The organism is Qipengyuania aquimaris (genome assembly GCF_020171965.1).
Lineage (GTDB): Bacteria > Pseudomonadota > Alphaproteobacteria > Sphingomonadales > Sphingomonadaceae > Qipengyuania > Qipengyuania aquimaris_A.
Genome location: NZ_JAIUZK010000001.1, coordinates 1,417,683 through 1,437,118, shown reverse-complemented (window position 1 = coordinate 1,437,118; position 19,436 = coordinate 1,417,683). Strand labels below are relative to the sequence as shown.

Genomic DNA, 19,436 nt, shown 5'->3' with positions numbered 1-19,436 from the left:
AGGAGGGGACCATGGCATTCTGGCTCGCCAAGGAGCGAACCGACCAGCACAAGGACTGGATCCAGCGGTTCGACCCTCGTTTCTGGACCGTGAATTTCCCCCGCCCGATGATGGCCAGTGTGGTCACCACTGGCCCCGATGCGCTGCGGGTCGATTGCGAATTCCTGCATGAAGGCGAGCTTGCGGGGCTGATCTGGGAGAGTGAAGATACGCTCGATCACCCGCTTTTCGCCTACAAGACCGAGCGCGATTACTCGCATTGCATCCTGCGCTTCCGCTGGCAGAGCAGCGGTGTCCTGCCGCTCGATGCCGTAAACGGACCGACGCTGACGATCGAAGGTCGCGATGCCGCCGGACAGGCGCGAAGCTGGTATGTCCGCTTGTGGAACTATGCCGCCGGATCCCCGCAGGACGCGCAGGTCGAACTGAAGTTTTCAAGCCTCGAGGCTGGCTGGTCGCTTCCCGGCGAAACAGTCTGGCCGAAAGACATCGATCGGATGTTCATTTCAATCGCGCCGTCCGGATATGTCCAGGGCAGCAGCGAGCAACTCGCAGAAAAGGCAGTCGGAGCAGTTTCGCTCACCGCTATCGAGGCGGAAGGAGACCGTGCCAGTATCGAAATCGGCGATGCCATGGTCCCGCCCCACGGAGAACAGATCGCCACTGCCTATGACGACAGCTACAACCAGACCCCGGCGCGCCTCCTGCGCACCGCGGAGAACCTCGGCTATCGCGGCAGGATCGTCCATTATGTCGGCATGAGCCATTTCATGTCGCTGCTCCCTTCCGGGACCACGCATTTGGCTGATCCAACCGGCGAGCTCGCCATACCTGCAAGGCGCTGGCACGAATCCTTTTTCGCCGAAGCGCTGGCGATGGATTTCGCACCGATCGTCTCACTCAGCTTCGAGCTCTTCGATGCCTATTGCCCTCCCGAATGGAAACAGCGTGCCCATGACGGGGGCGAGGCCCTGACCGGATGGGAACCGCCATCGACACTCCTGTCACCGGCAAATCCCGAAGCCATGCAGTTCCTGCAAGGCGTCGCGACGCGCTTCGTCGACCTGCTGACTTCAGCCGGAGGCGCCGCGCTGTTCCAGATCGGTGAACCCTGGTGGTGGGTAAGGCCTTCGGACAGGGCGCCCTGCCTCTACGACCCGCTTGCAATTACAGCGCTTCCGTCGGGCGCGGACGCGATCACCGATATGCGCGCTGCCATGGATAACGGCCAGATTGGCTATCTCGACGCGGCAGGTGCGCTGCTTGCCCAGGCGACCGCAGACCTCGCCCAGGCGGTAAGGGATGCCGCGCCTGCCTCGGCCGAAATCCTGCTGCTGGCCTTCACGCCGACGGTCCTCGACCCTGAAATGCCGGAACTACACCGCGCCTGCTTGCCTGCCGGCTGGGCCGCTCCGGCCTTCGACCGGCTGCAGCTTGAGGATTACGACTGGCTGACAAGTGGCCGCGATGCCCTGCGCAGGTCGGCTTATGCTTTCGTCGACCAGAAACTGGCCTACCCTCCGGCCGACACGGATTATCTCTCCGGTTTCGTTCTCGATCCGGCAGATGCCAAAGCATTCTGGCCTTCTATCGATGCCGCTCTGGACGAGGCGCGCGACAGGGACGTGGACCAGCGCTTCGTGTGGGCGCTGCCACAGATCGCACGGGACGGATACGTCCGCCTTCCCCCTTTAGAGGATAGTGAAATGCAAGCCTTCGACGATGTGGCCTTTCCGCTTTCGCTTGGACGCGAGACGCGGATCAGCCCCGAGTTTTCGACGACGATAGCCGTGACCTCCTCGGGCCACGAGCGGCGTAATGCCCTGTGGTCCGATGCCCGCATGCAATATGATGTCGGTCCGGGCGTCCGGTCGCAAAAAGAACTCGTCACGCTCATCAATTTCTTCCGTGCACGGTATGGACCTGCGCGGGGATTCCGCCTGCGCGATCCTTACGACTTCAGTTCTCGCGATGGCGACGGAGACCCCACCATGACCGACGAGCTGATCGGCCAAGGTGATGGAGTGCAGGCTTCGTTCCAGCTGGTGCGAAACTACGGCGACCAGACGCGACTGATTTCACGACCGGTTGAGGGCTCGATAGTCGTCAGCATCGATGCCAGTCCGGCGAGCGGATGGGCCCATGTCGGCAAGGGCGAGATCCGGTTCGACACCCCTCCCCCCGCAGGCAGCGTGATCAGGGCAGGCTTCCTCTTCGATGTCCCGGTGAGGTTTGCGGAAGATCGCCTGGACATCTCCGGCGCCACCTTCGCCGCGGGCGAGGCACCCTCGGTGCCGCTGATCGAAATCAGGGAAGACGCATGACACGCGTTTTCTTCGATCGAGAGCTCGATACAGTTGCTGCGTATTGGCGGATCTTTCGTCAGGACGGCGTGACGCTGGGCTTCACCACGCACGACCGCGATCTCTATTTCGTAGGCATCCGGCATCGCAGCGCTCCAGGCCTGCTCCCCTCTGCCATTCGGCGCAGCATCGATCTTTCGGACGACGAGGCCGAAGTGAACGGGGCGCTGGATCACGACACGATACGCAGCGAGGACATCGCGCAAGGCCGCTTCGATGGCGCCCGGATCGAGACGGGAGTGGTCGATTGGGAAACGTTGGACACTACGCGTCTCTATATCGGATCGATACAAGCGCTGGCACGAGAAGACGGGCACTTCGAGGCCCAGCTTAGCTCCATCAAGCGCAAACTCGACAGGGATCCTGTTCCTCGGTCCAGCCCCACCTGCCGCGCAAGTTTTTGCGGGCCCGGATGCAACCTGTCACCGGCAAGGTTCGAGGTTAGGCTTCCGGCCTTGTCCGTCGACGACGCGACCGACACCGTTCAATTCGCTGTTGAAGATCCCGCCCGCTTCATTGCAGGCAGGCTGCGCTGGCTGGACGGACCGTACACGGGGATGGAGGCCAGGATAATCGACCGCCAGGGACAGGCGTTCATACTGGACCGCGCCCTTTCCGAAGGACAGCGCCCCGGCGATCGTGCGCTGCTACGGGAAGGTTGCAACGGCACCATTTCGACATGCTCCGGCAGGTTCGGCAACGCTATCAACTTTCAGGGCGAACCGTTCCTGCCGGGCAACGACCATCTTACCCAATATCCGCAAGCACGATGACCACGCTGCGCGAGCGCTTCGCTCGGGAAGTGGAAGCGCTTGTGGGAACGCCTTTCCGGCTTCACGGAAGGGATGGGAACACCGGCGTGGACTGTGTCGGGCTGGTCTTGTGCGCACTGTCGCGCGCCGGTCTAAGCCTGGAAGTCCCGCGATACCGACTGCGCAACAAAGATCTCTCCGGGATCATGGCCTTCGTGGACCGGCTCGGATTCCACCGCGTCGATGACGGGCCGATGGCCGGCGATATTTATCTCGCCGAGGTCGGCCCGACCCAATTTCATGTCCTGGCGATAGGTCCGGGAGGACACATCGTGCACGCCCATGCCGGATTGCGACGCGTCGTTTGCCAGACCTCATTCCCCCCTTGGCCCATCCGGAAACGATGGCGGATTCCAGAGAATACGGAGGATTTATGGCCACTCTCGTCCTGACGGCCGCAGGCAGCGTATTCGGACCAATTGGCGCGGCTATCGGTGCTGTCGCCGGCCGTTCAATCGACGCGCAGATCTTCAATTCCGGGACAAGACAGGGCCCGCGATTGAAAGAACTATCGGTCTCAACGTCCAGCTACGGCACCCCGATACCGGGGCACTATGGGACCGTCCGCACACCGGGCACCATTTTCTGGGCAACCGACCTGGAGGAGAATTCCTCGTCGGAAGGGGGCGGCAAAGGTAAGCCGGAAACGACCAGCTACAATTATTCGGTCAGTTTTGCTGTCGCGCTCTCAAGTCTTCCGATCGACGGCATTGGCCGGATCTGGGCCGACGGCAATCTCTTGCGCGGCAGCGCGGGGGACCTGAAAGCCGGCGGTAGCCTTCGCATTCATCGGGGCGCGCGCGATCAGGATAAGGACCCGCTGCTAGAGGCCGAATTGGGATTGAATTGTCCGGCTCACCGTGGACTGGCCTATGCGGTCTTCGAGGACCTCGATCTTACCAATTTCGGCAATCGCATCCCCGCGCTCAGCTTCGAAGTATTTGCAGGCCATGGCAACCGCTTCCTGGATCGGTTGCTCGAGACCACTACCGTCAGTGCAGGCGGGCAAGCCGATTTTCCCGAATTGATGGGCTTTTCCCACGAAGGCGGCAGCATTCGCGAGATCATTTCACTGATCGACCGGCTCAAGCCTGTGCGCCCAGTAATCGGAGATGGGGTATTCGAAATCCATGGCGCCGAGGAACCGGTCGCGCCGGTCCTCAGGCTTCCGCCAGCGTCTGCCTGGGACGACGGTGACTTTGCTCCTCGCTCGGGTCACAGCTCGTCGCGTAGCGATCGAACCCCCAGTACCTTCTCGGCACTGCGATACTATGACGCCAATCGGGACTTCCAGCCCGGGCTTCAGCAGGTTTCGACGACGGAGAGCGATTGGGTAGTCTTCGAATTTCCGGGCGTGATGGCTGCAGCTGACGCCAGGCACGTTGCCGATGCCGCCAATCGTCGCAAGGGCTTCATGATGGAGACGCTGGCCTATCGCACGGCAGAGCTCGACCCGCGCATGTTACCTGGAAAGGTCGTGAGTGTCCCAGGCCGATCGGGACTATGGCTCATACTGAGTTGGGAATGGCGGGAAGCGGGATTCGAATTCCATCTCGCGCGGCACCGCAGCGATTTGGCTGAGCCGCAACCGACCGATAGTGGTGACGCGTGGAAGCCGCTGGATCGGCTCGGCGCCGACACTTCCTTGCGTGTCTTCGAATTACCGTGGGATGGTAGCGGTTCTTCATCTGAACGTGTCGCCTTTGCCGCAATCGGCGCAGAAACCGGAAGGTGGGCAGGCGCCCGCCTGTATGCAGACACTGGCTCCGGCCTCCTCGATACGGGCTTGGCTACGTCCCGTCGGGCAGGGAACGGCAAGCTGAAAAGCGCCCTGTCGCCCTCATCGGGGCTCCGTTTCGAACCGACTTCCTATTGTGAAATCACATTCGAGGATATCGGGCAGCATCTATCGAATACGGATATCGATGGCATCGCTTCGGGCGCAAACAGGGTGCTGGTCGGCGGGGAAATCATCCAGTTCCTTTCGGCAGTGCCCTTGGGGGGCCGAAGCTGGAGGCTCTCTGGTCTCTTACGCGGCAGAGGGGGAACTGAACTCGAAGCCGCCCAAGGTCATGCCGCCGATGAAGCCGTTACCCTGCTTGATGACAAGCTGGTCAAGATCGGATCCGATGTGCTTACACAAGCAGGATCGGAGTTCGTCGCCCTCGGGCTCACTGATGATGAACCCGCGGCCGCGATGCTGGAGAACCCCGCTGCAAGCCTGCGCCCACCGTGTCCGGTTCACGGCACCTGCGAGACCGACACCTCAGGTGCGATTGCCCTATCTTGGACAAGGCGCGCGAGGGGCGGATGGAATTGGCTCGATGAGGTCGATCAACCCCTCGTAGAGGAAGTCGAAGCCTACGAAATTGGGTTGGGTTCGCTGCAAGCGCCGGCCGCAATCTGGAATTGCACGCAACCGAATTTTGCAATTCCCGCGATCGACGCAGCAGGGCTGCGGCAGCAGTTCCCCGGTCAGCAGCTCTGGGTCCGTCAATGTGGCAGCCACGCAAAATCGCACGCCCTCAAGCTCAGCGATAACCTGTAACGATTTACCCAAGGAGTGATCCATGAGCCAGGCAACCGGCTTCACAAACTGCACCCCCCGCAATGAACTGCCCTATCTCTTCGCCGGGCAAGCGCAGAAGGAATTCTTCGTCAACGAAGCGCTTTCACGGCTCGATATGATGCTGCACCCGACGATCGAAACAATAATTTCTGCACCTCCGGCCTCGCCGGAGCCAGGAGCTTGCTATATTGTCGGCGCCCAGCCGAGCGATGACTGGACCGGGAAGGAAGGCTCGATAGCTGGATGGATCGATGGTCAATGGACCTTCGTGGCCCCGAACAACGGACTGATCGTCTATGATCGGCAAACCGCGGGATCGCTGGTGTACCGAGATGGATGGGTGCGCCATCAGGCACCCTCGCTCCCTTCCGGTGGCAGTACGATAGATACAGAAGCAAGGGACGCTATCGAGGAGCTGGTCGCGATACTGAGGCAGCACGGCGTATTCCCTTGATTGTTCGGAACCGTCTTTGCAGGATGTCGTTTGAGTGGTGTCCGAGGGTGAGATATCGCTCGGACAGCTTTGTATTTCGACGGGAATCGCGACATTCTTGCAACAGTTCCCGTCCAATGCCTGCTTGCCACGTGTGAACGGGAAAGTTAGATAACCACCACTCGGTGGCTCCAATTCGCAAAAAGGGGAAATAAATAATGCGGAATTTCGTCCTAGGAATGGCGATGGCCTCTACGGCCCTTGCATCGCCTGCCCTCGCACGAGACAATTCGTGGTACATCGGTGCCGAATTCGGTCCGATGATCGCTGAAGATCTCGATCTCAACCTTCTTGATGAAGACGGCGCAACGGTGGATACGCTCATCGTTGACACCGACACCGGCTATGACGGTGGTGGTTACGTCGGCTACGACTTCGGCGCGTTCCGCCTCGAAGCTGAAGTAAGCTATCGCGATGCGAACGCTGAAAGCGTCGACGTTGGTGCCACTGGCCTTGCTTACGGCAGCGGTCAGCTCGCAGCTACCGGCGAAAATGTAGCATTCGGCAGCGTCAACTCGCTCAGCTTCATGCTGAACGGCCTGTTCGACTTCGGCCCCGATGATGGCCTCCAGCTCTACGCTGGTGGTGGTATCGGTGTTGCTCGTACGAGCGTCGAAACCCGCCTGACCGACAACGGCAGCCCGTCGATCGACGATTCGAGCAGCGACATCGCTTGGCAGCTTCTTGCTGGCATCAACGCTCCGCTGAACGACAATCTCGACGTTGGCCTGCGTTATCGCATGTTCACCGCTGAAGATGTGCAGGTTGTCGATCTCGGCGGCCGCGCTCTCGACGGCAAGCTGCGCACGCACTCGCTGATGGGTACGCTCACCTACAACTTCGGTGCGCCTACTCCTCCGCCGCCCCCGCCGCCTCCGCCGCCGCCGCCTCCGCCGCCCCCGCCGCCTCCGCCGCCGCCGCCTCCGCCGCCGGCTCCGGTCTGCCAGCAGGGCCCGTACATCGTCTTCTTCAACTGGGACGAGTCGGACATCACTCCGGAAGCGGCAACGATCCTCGACAACGCAGTCTCGGCATACGCCAACTGCGGTATGGCTTCGGTCATGCTGGCGGGTCACACCGATACGTCGGGTTCGGCTCAGTACAACATGGGCCTCGCCGAGCGTCGCAACTCGTCGGTCCGTGACTACCTGACCGCACGCGGCATTCCCGATGGTCGCATCAGCAGCGAAGCCTTCGGCGAATCGCAGCTGCGCGTTCCGACCGCCGACGGCGTTCGCGAACTCCAGAACCGTCGTGTGGAAGTCACCTACGGTCCGGGTTCGGGCATGTAATTTCACTCACCGAGTGAAAACAGGATTAGGGGCCGGAGCAATCCGGCCCCTTTTTCGTTGGTCTCTTGTCCTTCCAATGAACAAGGGATCCCGGAATGATGTACGCAAAAGTCCTCGTCGCAATATCCGCAGCGCTCCAGCTCGGCGCGTGCTCGAGCTACGGCAGCCTGCCGACCGAACGGGTGGGCAGCGCTACACTCACTTTCGCAAACGGGCTGCCCGCCGGAACAGTCCAGCTTTTCTCTGACAGTGATGGAGTTACCATGGGAGTAGCGGTCACCGGCCTCGAGCCGGGCCCGCACGGCTTCCACCTTCATACCACCGGCAAATGCGAAAGCCCCGGCTTCCAAAGTGCAGGGGGCCATCTCAACCCTGCGGGACGCGAGCACGGGAGTGACAATCCCGCCGGCAAGCACCTTGGCGATCTACCGAATCTGGTAGCGAACGAAGCAGGGCGAGCGACCGCCCAATATGACCTGTCAGGTTCGGCCAGCGACGTCCTTGGCGATATATTCGATGCAGACGGCACCGCAGTCATGATCCACGCAGGACCTGACGATTATCGCAGCGATCCGGCAGGCGATGCTGGTTCGCGCATCGCCTGCGGTGTCATCAAAGCCGCCAGCTAGAATACCTCTCAGACTGACTCGCCGGCCGCGCGGGCGCGCTCGAGCACCGAGGCGCCCGCCGCCGGCACAAGCTTAAGCGCGGCGAGCAACAGCACGAAGCCAAAGGGTGCAGCCACCAGCGTGGTCAGCATCCCGGTGCTCAGCCCACCGGGGCTCACGGCAGAAACATATCCTGCAAGAAACGGTCCGATGCCCAGTCCGATCAAGGTGGTCGACAGGAAGAAAATGGCTGTCGCCATTCCGCGCATGCGGGGCAGGACCAGCGCCTGGCTACTGGCAGCCGCAGCGCCGAGCGCCGAAGCGCCTGTCATCTGCGCAAAGAAGCTAGCCACATAGAAAACCGTCAGACTGTCGGTAGTGTACGCGACGATGATCGGCGGAAGCGAAGCGAGCAGTCCAAAAAGAATGACCATCACTCGCCCGTTCTGGAATTTCTCGAGCAAATAGTCTGCCATGCGTCCGCCCAAGATCACTCCGAGAAAGCCTGCAACCGCAGACGGCGCGCCGAGAAACCAGCCAAGGTCGGTCTTGTCGGCCCCGAGGACGCGCTCTGCGTAGGGCGCGCCCCAATAGGACGCTGCATAGGCCATGAATGCCACCGTACCGTAGCCCAGCACGACGCTGAGGAAGGCTGGCGACCCCCAGGTCAGGCGGAAGGTCGGAAGATCACGTGTGTACAGCGCGGTCGCCCAGCTGAAGACAGCGTAATATCCAACTCCAAGGAAGAGCCACTGGTCGCTTACGGGCACACCGGCCGCGGTCAGTCCTACCGCGTCCGACAAATAGGCCGAGGCCCCGGGGGTGATTGATGTCAGGAAGACCGCAATGACAGCGAAGGCGACGAGCCCGGCGACATTGACGGCGAAGGCGCCGATGCCACGCTGAAATGCTCCAAGCAGTGTGAAGGGCGGGATGACCTGGAAGAGTTCCTGGAAGAACCCGCGGAAAGGGTGCGGATTCTCCGGTGTGGGCAGGCCGTCGATTTCTCCGCGCACCGGTTCTCGCAGGGTCAGGACCCAAAGCGCGAGCAGAAGTCCGGGAATACCCACCGACAGGAACGCTGCCTGCCAACCGACGAGACCCAATGGCCCACCATCGGGATAAGCTTCGTTCCAGTTCTCGACGACAAGACCGCCGATAAGCAGCGAAATACCGCCGCCGATGTAAAGGCCGCTCGAATAAATCGCGAGCGCAGTTGCACGCAGCCGCGCCGGAAACCAATCGGAAATCAGAGAATATGCCGAAGGGCTGGCCGTAGCCTCGCCCACGCCCACACCTACACGCGCAGCTGTTAAGGCCCCGGCATTCTTGGCGAAACCCGATAGTGCGGTCATCGTCGACCACAGTGCCAAGCCGATCGTCATCAGCCGAACGCGTTTCCAGCTGTCGGCCAATTTGCCGAGGGGAATCCCGAAGAGCGCGTAGAAGACGGCGAACGCAGTCCCGTAAAGAAATCCGAGATAATCGTCCTCGACACCAAGGTCGGCCTTGATGTCATTGGCCAGGATCGAAAGGATCTGCCGGTCGATGAAATTGAGAACGTATACGAGGACGAGAACGCCCAGCGCATACCAACTGTAGGCGGGGACCTTGGTATCCGGTTGAGGCGACGCTTCGATCGGCTTCTCGCTTGTAACGTCGCTCTGGCTCAAATTCCTACTCCCTCAAATCAGGCGCTTCCGGCGCATAGGCAGTCGTATCGATTAGCCCCGCTTCGTCAAAGCCCTTTCGACGAAGTCGGCAGGAATCGCACGCGCCACAGGCCGTTCCGTCTTCGGTTGGATCATAGCAAGACCAGCTCCAGGAAGGGTCGAGATCGAGGCGATAGCATTCGCGCGCAATGTCGGCCTTGCTCATGTGCTGGAGCGGCGCGTGGATCGAGAACGGCTCGCCTTCGACACCCTGCTTGGTGCCGAGCCTCGCGGTTTCGGCAAAACTGGCAATGAACTCCGGCCGGCAGTCGGGATAGCCCGAGTAGTCGAGCGCATTAACGCCGATAAAGATATCGCGGGAGCGCACGCTTTCGGCAAAAGCAGTCGTGAGCGCGAGAAATACAAGATTGCGGGCCGGAACGTATGTGACCGGAATGTCGTCTCCGACGCCTTCCTTCGGTACGTCGATATCGTCGGTCAGCGCCGATCCGCCGAAACGGCGCAGATCAAGAGGGAGCTCGACGTGGCGCGACACGCCCAGAAGTTTCGCAATCTTCCGCGCCGATTGGAGTTCGCGAATGTGTCGCTGGCCGTAGTCGATGGTTAGCGCGTGAACCGCATATCCCGCTTCCCGCGCGAGAGCTGCGCTGACCATCGAGTCCAAGCCGCCCGACAGCAGTACGACTGCTGGCGGCGAATCCGCATTGTTCACTTCATTCATAAAACGCCAGCTAAAGCCTTCACCCTGCGCGGGCAATGCTCACTGGCAGGTACCGATGCGGCGCGCCTCGGCTGAAAACTGGAATGGACGCCCACCCACAATACCCTGGCTATCAATCTGCACCAGGGAAGGACCTTCCTTGCGCACGTTGGTGCGGCCATAGCCGTCGCCCGGGCACGTGTACTGGACAGTCACTTCGTTGCGGCCATCTTCGACCACGAAGCGATTGCATCCGCTGGCCGAGTGACGCAACTGGATCAGTTCACGGCCGGAACGGACACAGACCTTGCGGGCCGGAGAACCGTCGCGAAAGCGCAGCTGCCACTCGCCTTTATCGAGCGAATCAAGCATGGCGAGCGATGACTGGGCGAGAGTTGGCGACGCAACGGCACCGGCGCACAGCAATGCAAATGCGCCTCCGATCACACCAAGTTTCTGTTTTCCGGTCACTTTTGCCAATTACCTCGATTTATGTGCCTGATACTTTGTATCTAGTGCAAAATTATGAACATTCTGCGCTGAACCACTGCAGAACAAGCGGGTTCCCAGTATCGACAGGCACATAGTGTATCAGGCTAGGCCTCAATCGGGAACTGGCGCGAACAGAACGCGCAATCGACTTGGATAATTCCGTTCTCGTCACGCATTTCGGCCCGATCCGCTTCCGCGAACTTCGCGAGTACGCTTTCGTAGTGCTCCACCGAACACCTGCAGCCCTTCTCGATTGTATCGCCGCTGCTGATCCGGATCTCGTCTTCTTCGTGGAAAAGACGCCAGACAATCGCTTCGAGTGACAGTTCCTGGTCGAGCAATTCCTCATGGCGGAGCGAACCTGCCAGGACCGAGACATGCTCCCACTCCGGGTGGTCGAGCCTCGCGTGAAGGCGCTCGCGCCCCTCTTCTCCATCAGGCAAATGCTGCACCAGCATGCCCGCGGCCATGCAACTGCCCGCGTTCGATCTGACAGCGGTACGGATCAGGGTCGGGACCTGCTCGGACTGGTAGAAATAAGCCTCGCAAGCCTCGGCGAGGGAGTCTCCCTCGAGAGGGACGATACCCTGATAGCGTCCGCGTCCGCCGGTCATATCGAAGGTAATGGCGAGGTAGCCCTTCCCGAACAGCGCAAAGAGCGACGGGTTAGCGCCAAGTTCGACGAGCTTGTCGGCATCGAAATCGACGTAGCCGCGAAGCGCGCCGTCCCTGTAATCGCAAACGAGCAGGTTGATGGCGCCGGCTTCGGTCTGAGCCTGCATGGTAACCTGCGACCCCTCGCCTTTGAGCAACCCACCCATGAGCGATGTGAGCACGAGCGCTTCTGCCAGCAAGTGCGTAATCGGCGCAGGGTAATCGTGGGCGGAGAGGATTTCGTCGAGAGCCGTATCCAGCCGCACGACGCGGCCGCGCGCATCCCGCGACGGGATTGCGAATGAAAGGGTCTTGCCGGCGAAAGTTTCGTCCTGGTCGGGCTGATTATCGGTCATGCGGCGCAATATGGTGCGGCGCGCCCGGATTTACAGACCCCCGATGGCTAGCCCAGCAATCCGTGACACCAGAGCAGGATTGCTTTTTGCGCGTGGATGCGGTTCTCCGACTCGTCGAAAACGACCGATTGGGAGCCTTCGAACACGTCCTCGCTCACTTCTTCCCCGACATGGGCAGGCAGACAATGCAGGAATTTTGCGTCCTCCTTCGCCAGCGTCATCAGGTCGGCATCGACTTGAAACGGCGCCATCGCCGCAAGCTTGGCTTCCGCATGATCCTGACCCATCGACACCCAAGTGTCGGTGACAATCACGTCCGCTCCGCGCGCTGCTTCACGGGCATCGTTGGTAAGAGTGACCTTGGATCCGGCCACCCGCGCCACTTTGACGAATTCGGATTCAGGCTCGTAACCGGCAGGCGTACCGACGCGAACGTTGAACTTGAACAGCGCGGCAGCCTCCAGGATGGAGTGCAGCACGTTATTGCCATCGCCGAGCCACGCAAGCTCGAGACCGGGCAGGGCCTTGCCGTGTTCGACCAGGGTCAACAGGTCGGCCACGATTTGGCAGGGGTGAGAGCGGTCCGTCAGGCCGTTTATCACCGGGACGCTTGCGTGATGGGCAAGCTCCTGCGCCTTGGCATGGTCGTCTGTGCGGATCATGATCGCATCGACCATCCGGCTGAGTACGCGCGCAGTGTCGGCGATGCTTTCGCCCCGGCCAAGCTGGCTCGTCCCTGCATCGAGAATGAGGCTGGAGCCGCCCAGCTGGCGCATCGCGATATCGAAGCTCACGCGCGTACGGGTCGAATTCTTCTCGAAGATCATGCCGAGGACATGGCCTGCGAGCGGAGCATCGGCGTCGGGCTTGCCCTTGGGCCAGGCTGCGCGGGCCGCCTTGCGGTCCTGAGCATCGGCGAGCATGGCGGCGATCGCATCCCCACCCGCATCCGACAGGTCAAGGAAATGCTTCACCGCCATTCTCCTCAGCTTTCCGGATCGAAGCTTGCCGCGCCTGCGGAAAGCTTGTCGAGGAATTCGTCGAATTCTGCATCGCCTGCCACCAGCGGCGGCAGGACGCGCAGGGTCTGGTCACCGGCCGCAACGCACAGCAGCTGGTGATTGTCACGCAGGTGGACGAAGAACGGCCGGCTTTCGACCTTCATCCGGATACCGAGCATCAGGCCCTTGCCGCGCACGAAATCGAAGAGGTCGGGATAGTTGCCGATGAACTGCTCTAGGCGGCTGCGCAGGCGTTCGCCCTTTTCCGTCACTTCGGCGAGGAATTCGTCATTCGCGACGGCGTCCATCACGGCCATACCGGCAGCCATGGCCAGCGGATTGCCGCCATAGGTCGATCCGTGGGTGCCGAAGCCCATTCCCCGCGCCGCTTTTTCCGTCGCAAGGCAGGCGCCCAGCGGGAAGCCGCCACCGATGCCCTTTGCACTCGCCATCACGTCGGGTTCGACGCCATAATGTTCATAGGCATAGAACTTGCCCGTACGGGCGACGCCGCACTGCACTTCGTCGAAGACGAGCATAAGATCGTGCTCGTCGCACATGGCCTTGAGGCCCTGGATGAATTCGTCCGATGCCGGACGGATGCCGCCTTCGCCTTGGATGGGTTCGACGAGGAAGCCTGCCGTCTTGTCGCTGACCAGTGCCTTCGCGCTTTCCAGATTGTCGAATTCGGCATACTGGAAACCGGCGAGCAAGGGGTGGAAGCCCTTGTGCATCTTTTCCTGGTTGGACGCGCTGATGGTGGCCATCGTGCGGCCGTGGAAAGCGTTGGTGAAGGTGATGAGCTCGGTGCGGTTCGAGTCGCCATCTTCATGCTGGTGATAGGCGCGCGCAGTCTTGATAGCGGTCTCGACAGCTTCGGCGCCGGAATTGGTGAAGAACACCGTGTCGGCGAAAGTCTTGTCAACGAGCCGCTGCGCCAGTTCCTCGCCCTGCGGACTTCCGTAGAGATTCGAGACGTGCATCAGCTTTTCGGCCTGCCGCTGGATCGCTCCGATCAGCCCCTTGTGGCTGTGGCCGAGCAGGTTGACGGCGATCCCGCTGGCGAAATCGAGATAGCGCGTGCCATCTTCATCGATCAGGTGGCAATGGTCGCCCTCAACAGGACGAACGCCGCAACGCGGGTAAACGGGCATCAGCGGGGTAATCGACATCGGGCCTCCGGTATTCTTGAAAAGCGAAACGACAAATGGCGGCCCCGAACGGGAACCGCCATCTGCGTAGTGATCGACGATCTATTGCTTCTGTATCGCCGGGTCAAACCGGCGCTACGGAAACCGGCGGAAATTATTCCGCAGGTACGAGATTGACCGCCGAATACTTGCCTCGTCGGTCGACCTCGAGATCGAACTCGTAGCGTTCGCCCTCGTTGATGGCCGACAGACCCGAACGCTCGACCGCGCTAATGTGCACGAAAGCATCGGGTTGGCCGTCGTCACGCGTCAGGAAGCCGAAACCCTTCATCGAGTTGAAGAACTTGACCGTGCCGGTCGCCTTCTCACCGGTCAGTTCGCGGCGCGGAGCTTCGCTGCGCGATTCGACCGCGATGACGTCGCCGACAACCTGCAGATCCTGCGCCGACACCTTGCCGCCGCGATCCACGAGGTTGAATTCGAGTTCCTGTCCTTCTGCCAGGCCTTCGAGGCCGGCGCGCTCGACAGCGCTGATGTGAACGAAGATATCTTCGCCGCCGGTATCCTGCTGGATGAAGCCGAAGCCCTTCTGCGAATTGAAGAACTTTACCTTGCCCTTGCCGGTGCCGACAACCTGGGCAGGCATGCGGTTGCCACCGCCGCCACCGCCACCACCGCGCGGACCGCCGCCGAAGCCGCCACCGCCGCGATTGCCGCCGCCGAAGCGGTCACCACCGCCACCGCCGCCACCGAAGCGATCGCCACCGCCACCGAAGCGGTCACCGCCGCCGCCGAAGCCGCCGCCCTGCTGGTCGAAACCGCCGCCCGGACCACCGAACGGATCGTAGCTGTCTTCCCCGAAACCGTCCCGCTTGTCCCGTCCGCGGCGGCGCCCTCTGTCGTAACCCATAACCCTGCAAATACCTTGTCGTTCAGCTCGAAACTCACTGCAAACGGCGCGGGAGCTGAAACGCGCCGGACGCGGGCAGACACGAGCGAAATGCACGAGACCTACCCCTCAAACCATTACGCATAGCGCGAAACCGCGCGTCAAGCGAATGATTTAGCATTTACACCAAGTGTCGCGAGCGATTGTGACATTTTCGCATGAAATCACGCAGGTTTCTTCGCTTGCATGGGCGGTTCCGCTTCGGCATCGGGATGGAATGGAAATCATGCAGCTTCTCAGCGACCCGGCAGCCTGGCTTGCGCTGCTCACCCTGATCGCTCTCGAAGTCGTCCTTGGCGTCGACAATCTCATCTTCATCGCGATCTTGTCCAACAAGCTGCCCGAACACCAGCAACAGCGCGCGCGGCGTATCGGCCTTGCGCTGGCGCTAATCATGCGGATCGGCATGCTGCTCCTGATCGGCTGGCTCGTCACCTTGCAGACCCCGCTGTTCGATCTGGGAATCGTGGGCCCTCCGGTCGAGGGCACCAATAAAGCGAGCTTTGAGACTGCCTTTTCCGGTCGCGACCTGATCCTCCTGGCAGGCGGCCTTTTCCTCCTGTGGAAGGCCACCAAGGAAATCCACCATTCGATGGAGCCGGAAGACGATTCGGGCGATCTCCTCGACAAGACCCCTGGCGTCGGCGCAGCCGCCACCGCAACCTTTGGCGCGGTCATCGCACAGATCGTCGCCATCGACTTGGTGTTCTCCGTCGATTCGATCCTGACTGCCGTCGGGATGACGGACGACATCCCGATCATGGTCACGGCGGTCGTCATCACTGTCGGCATCATGATGGTGGCAGCCGACCCGCTGGCCAAATTCATCGAGAAGAACCCGACGCTGGTCATGCTGGCCCTCGCCTTCCTCGTGATGATCGGCCTCGTGCTGATCGCGGACGGCTTCGGCTTCCATGTGCCGAAGGGCTACATCTACGCCGCCATGGGCTTCTCGGTCGGCGTGGAAATCCTCAATATCGTACAGCGCCGCCGCCGGGCAAAAGCCGCTGCGCTCGCCAAGGGAGACGTCGCATGAGCGATTTTCGCAAGATCACCGACACCTTCTACGCCAGCCCCCAGATCGACCCCTCCCAGGTAGGGGAAGCCAAGGCGCAAGGCGTCACGCTGATCGTCAACAACCGGCCCGACGGCGAGGAAGCCGGACAGCCGGAAGGCGCAGCAATCGAAGCTGCCGCACACGAGGCCGGCCTCGACTATGTTGCGATCCCGGTCAGCTCGGCGGGTTTCAGCCAGCCGCAAGTCGAAGCCTTGCGCGACGCGCTGGGCCAAGCCGAGGGCAAGGTCCTGGGCTTCTGCCGGTCCGGCACCCGGTCGACCTTCCTGTGGTCGCTTGCGCAAGCTGCCGATGGTGCGGAACCCGACACGGTGTCCGCAGCAGCGCTGAGCGGCGGCTACGATGTCTCGCCCATTCGGCCGGCCATGGATGCGCTGTACGCCAACGCCCGCGGCTGATTACTCGCGATAATCGAGCGGGGGATCGCGGTCCCCTAGCAACGAGACATATTCGTAGTCTTCGCCCCGCGCAGCGTCGAATTCCGCGCGGGCCGCAATGCGCATTTCCTCGTTCGTATAGAGTTCCGCTGCCATCAGGGTCAGCGCCTTGGCGGCCAGCTGGGCACCCTTGTGTCCGATCGAATGACCGCTTGCTGCCACAGCCTGCCAGCTGTGTGCGCTCGTGCCGGGCACCCAGGTCGCGGTGCGCACGCCGACAGTCGGGGTCGCCCAGGACACGTCGCCTACGTCGGTAGAGCCATAGCCTAGCGTCTTGGCATAGGGCTGCACCTTGCCCGCCTCCTCAAGCGGTTCGGCATTCTCACCGAAGCTCTTCGAGATTTCCTCGGCCCAGGCACGTTCTTCCGCAGTGTACTCGATCCCGCCAAGGCTACGCAGCTTGCGATCCATCGCGCGGGCCAGCGTTTCGTTGACGAGCAACGGGTTGTTGCCATGGATCACCTCCCACTCGACCTCCGTGCCGGTGCCCATTGCAGCGCCTTTTGCCGCCGCTTCCAGACGGGTCCACAGCGCTTGCACCTCGGCAGCATCCGAATGCCGCACGTAATAGAATACCTCGGCAAAATCGGGAATGACGTTGGGGGCCGATCCACCCTCGGTGATGACGTAGTGGATGCGCGTGTCCATACTGGTGTGCTCGCGCATCATGTTGACCATCATGTTCATGGCCTCGACCCCGTCGAGCGCGCTGCGTCCGCGTTCGGGAGCGCCGGCAGCGTGGGCGGAGATGCCGCGGAACCTGAATTTGGCGGAGCGGTTGGCGAGGCTGGTCCGGGCCGCTGCACTGTTTTCATCGGCCGCGTGCCAGTGAAGAGCAATATCGACATCGTCGAACAGCCCTGCGCGGGTCATGTAAACCTTGCCCGATCCGCCTTCTTCGGCCGGCGTGCCATAAAGCCGGATGCGCCCGGGCGTGCCGGTCTTTTCCAGCCAGCGTTTGACTGCAATCGCCGCAGTCAGCGAACCGCCTGCAAACAGGTTGTGACCGCAGGCATGTCCCGCGCCATGTTCCGACTGCTCGCGCGTGGGCGCAGCGGTCTGGCTGATACCGGGCAAAGCATCGTATTCTGCAAGGATCGCGATAATCGGGCCGCCTTCGCCCCATTCGGCGAGGAAGGCGGTGGGAATATCTGCGATGCCGGCCTCAACCTTGAAACCCTCGCTTTGCAACTCATCCTGCAGCAGCCCGCTCGAGCGGTTCTCAAGATAGCCGAGCTCGGCCCAGTCCCAGATTTGCTGCGAAACGCGCGCCGTGCGGTCACCCTGCGCTTCGACCTCCGCTACCGGGTCCGCAGTTTGTGCAGCAAGGGGCGTGGAAAGGCAGGCGGCGACCAGAGGTATCAGGGCGAGCTTTTTCATTGTGCATCTCTCCGTTTGGACAAGCTTGCCGCAAAGCGAAGCGCGTGCCAATCGGTATCGCCATGAATATACCACCCGCTCTCCTGCAGTTCCTCGGATCGCTGGTTGCCATCCTTGCGCTGGCAGGCTTGGCCTTCGCCTTGCGGCTGGGGCCAGCGCCGCGCCTTGAGGACGAGCAAGCGGCTCGCGCGGCCGCAGACGAAGCGGTCAGCGGTTTCGATCCGGTGGACATCGCGCTCGATCGGGGCGGCGCCGGCGCACTCATGCGCGATGCGGCAGGGCGCATCCTGCTGCTCCGGCAGCACGGCAGCCATTTTGCAGGACGCGTGCTGACAGGCGCTGCGGAAGTCTCTCTCGACGGCGATGCCCTGCTGATCGACACGGCAGAGAAACGCTATGGTGCGGCGCGCCTTGAGGTCTCCGATCCTTCAGCTTGGATGCAGGCGATCGAGGCGATACAGTAGCGCATAGCCATGCCCGATTTTTCACCCACCGAACTGGCCGTTCCAGGCTTCGTCGCCCTCGTCCTGATCGAGATGATCTGGGCGTGGCGCAAGCGACCGGAAAGCTATGAGCCTAAGGATACGCTCACCAGCCTTGCATTCGGCCTTGGCAGTACGGTCGCCGGACTGCTGTTCGGGGGCCTGTTTTTCGCCCTGTTCCTGTGGGTCTGGCAGTTCCGCCTGTTCGACATCGAATGGAGCTGGTGGGCGTTTGCGCTGTGCTTCGTGCTCGACGACCTCAAATATTACTGGGTCCATCGCTTCGGCCACCGGGTGCGGTGGTTCTGGGCGAGCCATGTGAACCACCATTCGAGCCAGCATTACAACCTGTCCACCGCGCTCCGCCAGACCTGGACCGGGTTCCTGACGCTCGGCTTTGCATTCGCGCTGCCGCTGGTGCTGATCGGCTTCCACCCTGGCATGATCGCGCTCGCAGGCGGGTTCAACCTCATCTACCAGTTCTGGATCCACACCGAGGCGATCGACAAGATGCCCCGCTGGTTCGAGGCAGTGATGAATACGCCCAGCCATCACCGCGTCCACCATGCCACCAACCCGCGCTATCTCGACCGCAACTATGCCGGCGTGTTCATCGTCTGGGACAAGATGTTCAGGACCTTCGAGCCGGAGGTGAAGGACGAGAAAATCCGCTACGGGATCGTCAAGCAGCTCGGCAGTTTCAATTTGCTGTGGGCGGTCTTCCATGAATGGATCGGCATAGCGCAGGACATGTGGCGCGCGCCTTGGGGCAGCAAGCTCGGCTACCTGCTGCGCGAGCCCGGCTGGACCCATGACGGTAGCCGCGAGACGAGCGACCAGATCCGCGCCGCCTGGCTCGAACGGCAGGGGGCGGCCCCAAAACAGGTTTCAAGTGAAAACCCGATTGCAGGCGACGCCGAGGCTGCCTAACCTCTCGAATCGAGAGGAG

Annotated in this window: 19 protein-coding genes; 10 read left to right on the top strand and 9 right to left on the bottom strand. The window is 61.6% G+C overall.

Annotated features, from left to right (window positions below):
* The first annotated feature begins 11 nt into the window (after positions 1-11).
* Together LCM24_RS07090 and LCM24_RS07085 are read left to right on the top strand one after the other, a co-directional pair.
* Entirely contained in the window at positions 12-2,324 is a 2,313-nt protein-coding gene (locus LCM24_RS07090; RefSeq protein ID WP_224803339.1) for a DUF2460 domain-containing protein, read from the top strand.
* Entirely contained in the window at positions 2,321-3,136 is an 816-nt protein-coding gene (locus tag LCM24_RS07085) for a DUF2163 domain-containing protein (protein WP_224803338.1), read from the top strand. The genes LCM24_RS07090 and LCM24_RS07085 overlap by 4 nt, the downstream gene beginning before the upstream one ends.
* A gap of 131 nt (positions 3,137-3,267) precedes the next feature.
* Here LCM24_RS07085 and LCM24_RS07080 read toward each other — a convergent pair whose 3' ends face one another.
* Positions 3,268-3,459, bottom strand: a complete 192-nt coding sequence (locus tag LCM24_RS07080) for a hypothetical protein (protein WP_224803337.1) — start codon at positions 3,457-3,459, stop codon at positions 3,268-3,270.
* A 41-nt stretch (positions 3,460-3,500) separates the two neighbouring features.
* On the opposite strand from LCM24_RS07080, the gene LCM24_RS07075 reads away from it, so the two are divergent.
* The 4 genes from LCM24_RS07075 to LCM24_RS07060 all read left to right on the top strand — a co-directional run bounded on the left by LCM24_RS07075 (position 3,501) and on the right by LCM24_RS07060 (position 8,158).
* Positions 3,501-5,723 carry a phage tail protein gene (locus LCM24_RS07075; protein ID WP_224803336.1) on the top strand — a complete coding sequence of 741 codons (2,223 nt, stop codon included), beginning with the start codon at positions 3,501-3,503 and terminating at the stop codon, positions 5,721-5,723.
* Positions 5,724-5,745: 22 nt separating this feature from the next.
* The gene (locus LCM24_RS07070) at positions 5,746-6,198 is read left to right on the top strand and encodes a DUF2793 domain-containing protein (RefSeq protein WP_224803335.1); all 453 of its coding nucleotides are present in this window, start codon (positions 5,746-5,748) and stop codon (positions 6,196-6,198) included.
* Positions 6,199-6,395: 197 nt separating this feature from the next.
* Entirely contained in the window at positions 6,396-7,529 is a 1,134-nt protein-coding gene (locus LCM24_RS07065) for an OmpA family protein (RefSeq protein ID WP_318247362.1), read from the top strand.
* A gap of 95 nt (positions 7,530-7,624) precedes the next feature.
* Entirely contained in the window at positions 7,625-8,158 is a 534-nt protein-coding gene (locus LCM24_RS07060; protein WP_224803334.1) for a superoxide dismutase family protein, read from the top strand.
* Between the two features lie 8 nt (positions 8,159-8,166).
* Here the strand turns inward: LCM24_RS07060 and LCM24_RS07055 are convergent, their stop codons facing one another.
* The 7 genes from LCM24_RS07055 to LCM24_RS13100 form a co-directional block, all read right to left on the bottom strand.
* Entirely contained in the window at positions 8,167-9,810 is a 1,644-nt protein-coding gene (locus tag LCM24_RS07055) for an MFS transporter (protein WP_224803333.1), read from the bottom strand.
* Between the two features lie 4 nt (positions 9,811-9,814).
* Positions 9,815-10,531, bottom strand: coding sequence for a 7-cyano-7-deazaguanine synthase QueC (gene queC, locus LCM24_RS07050; protein ID WP_224803332.1), 717 nt, complete (start codon positions 10,529-10,531; stop codon positions 9,815-9,817).
* 39 nt (positions 10,532-10,570) lie between these two features.
* Positions 10,571-10,981, bottom strand: a complete 411-nt coding sequence (locus LCM24_RS07045; RefSeq protein ID WP_224803481.1) for a hypothetical protein — start codon at positions 10,979-10,981, stop codon at positions 10,571-10,573.
* 125 nt (positions 10,982-11,106) lie between these two features.
* The gene (locus LCM24_RS07040; protein WP_224803331.1) at positions 11,107-12,012 is read right to left on the bottom strand and encodes an Hsp33 family molecular chaperone HslO; all 906 of its coding nucleotides are present in this window, start codon (positions 12,010-12,012) and stop codon (positions 11,107-11,109) included.
* Positions 12,013-12,059: 47 nt separating this feature from the next.
* On the bottom strand, positions 12,060-12,992 hold the full coding sequence (argF, locus tag LCM24_RS07035) for an ornithine carbamoyltransferase (protein WP_224803330.1): 933 nt from the start codon (positions 12,990-12,992) through the stop codon (positions 12,060-12,062).
* 5 nt (positions 12,993-12,997) lie between these two features.
* Positions 12,998-14,185, bottom strand: a complete 1,188-nt coding sequence (locus LCM24_RS07030; protein ID WP_224803329.1) for an aspartate aminotransferase family protein — start codon at positions 14,183-14,185, stop codon at positions 12,998-13,000.
* A gap of 133 nt (positions 14,186-14,318) precedes the next feature.
* The gene (locus LCM24_RS13100) at positions 14,319-15,074 is read right to left on the bottom strand and encodes a cold-shock protein (RefSeq protein ID WP_090477293.1); all 756 of its coding nucleotides are present in this window, start codon (positions 15,072-15,074) and stop codon (positions 14,319-14,321) included.
* Between the two features lie 256 nt (positions 15,075-15,330).
* On the opposite strand from LCM24_RS13100, the gene LCM24_RS07015 reads away from it, so the two are divergent.
* Positions 15,331-16,149 carry a TerC family protein gene (locus LCM24_RS07015; protein WP_090478458.1) on the top strand — a complete coding sequence of 273 codons (819 nt, stop codon included), beginning with the start codon at positions 15,331-15,333 and terminating at the stop codon, positions 16,147-16,149.
* Positions 16,146-16,586, top strand: a complete 441-nt coding sequence (locus tag LCM24_RS07010) for a TIGR01244 family sulfur transferase (RefSeq protein ID WP_224803328.1) — start codon at positions 16,146-16,148, stop codon at positions 16,584-16,586. Before LCM24_RS07015 ends, LCM24_RS07010 begins: the two co-directional genes overlap by 4 nt.
* Here LCM24_RS07010 and LCM24_RS07005 read toward each other — a convergent pair whose 3' ends face one another.
* A complete protein-coding gene (locus LCM24_RS07005) occupies positions 16,587-18,005 on the bottom strand; it encodes an amidohydrolase (RefSeq protein WP_224803327.1) in 1,419 nt (472 codons plus the stop codon).
* Between the two features lie 62 nt (positions 18,006-18,067).
* On the opposite strand from LCM24_RS07005, the gene LCM24_RS07000 reads away from it, so the two are divergent.
* Both LCM24_RS07000 and LCM24_RS06995 read left to right on the top strand, forming a co-directional pair.
* Positions 18,068-18,469: a hypothetical protein gene (locus LCM24_RS07000; RefSeq protein WP_224803326.1), complete on the top strand. Its 402-nt coding sequence runs from the start codon at positions 18,068-18,070 to the stop codon at positions 18,467-18,469.
* 9 nt (positions 18,470-18,478) lie between these two features.
* Positions 18,479-19,417, top strand: a complete 939-nt coding sequence (locus LCM24_RS06995) for a sterol desaturase family protein (RefSeq protein ID WP_224803325.1) — start codon at positions 18,479-18,481, stop codon at positions 19,415-19,417.
* The last annotated feature ends 19 nt before the right edge of the window (positions 19,418-19,436 follow it).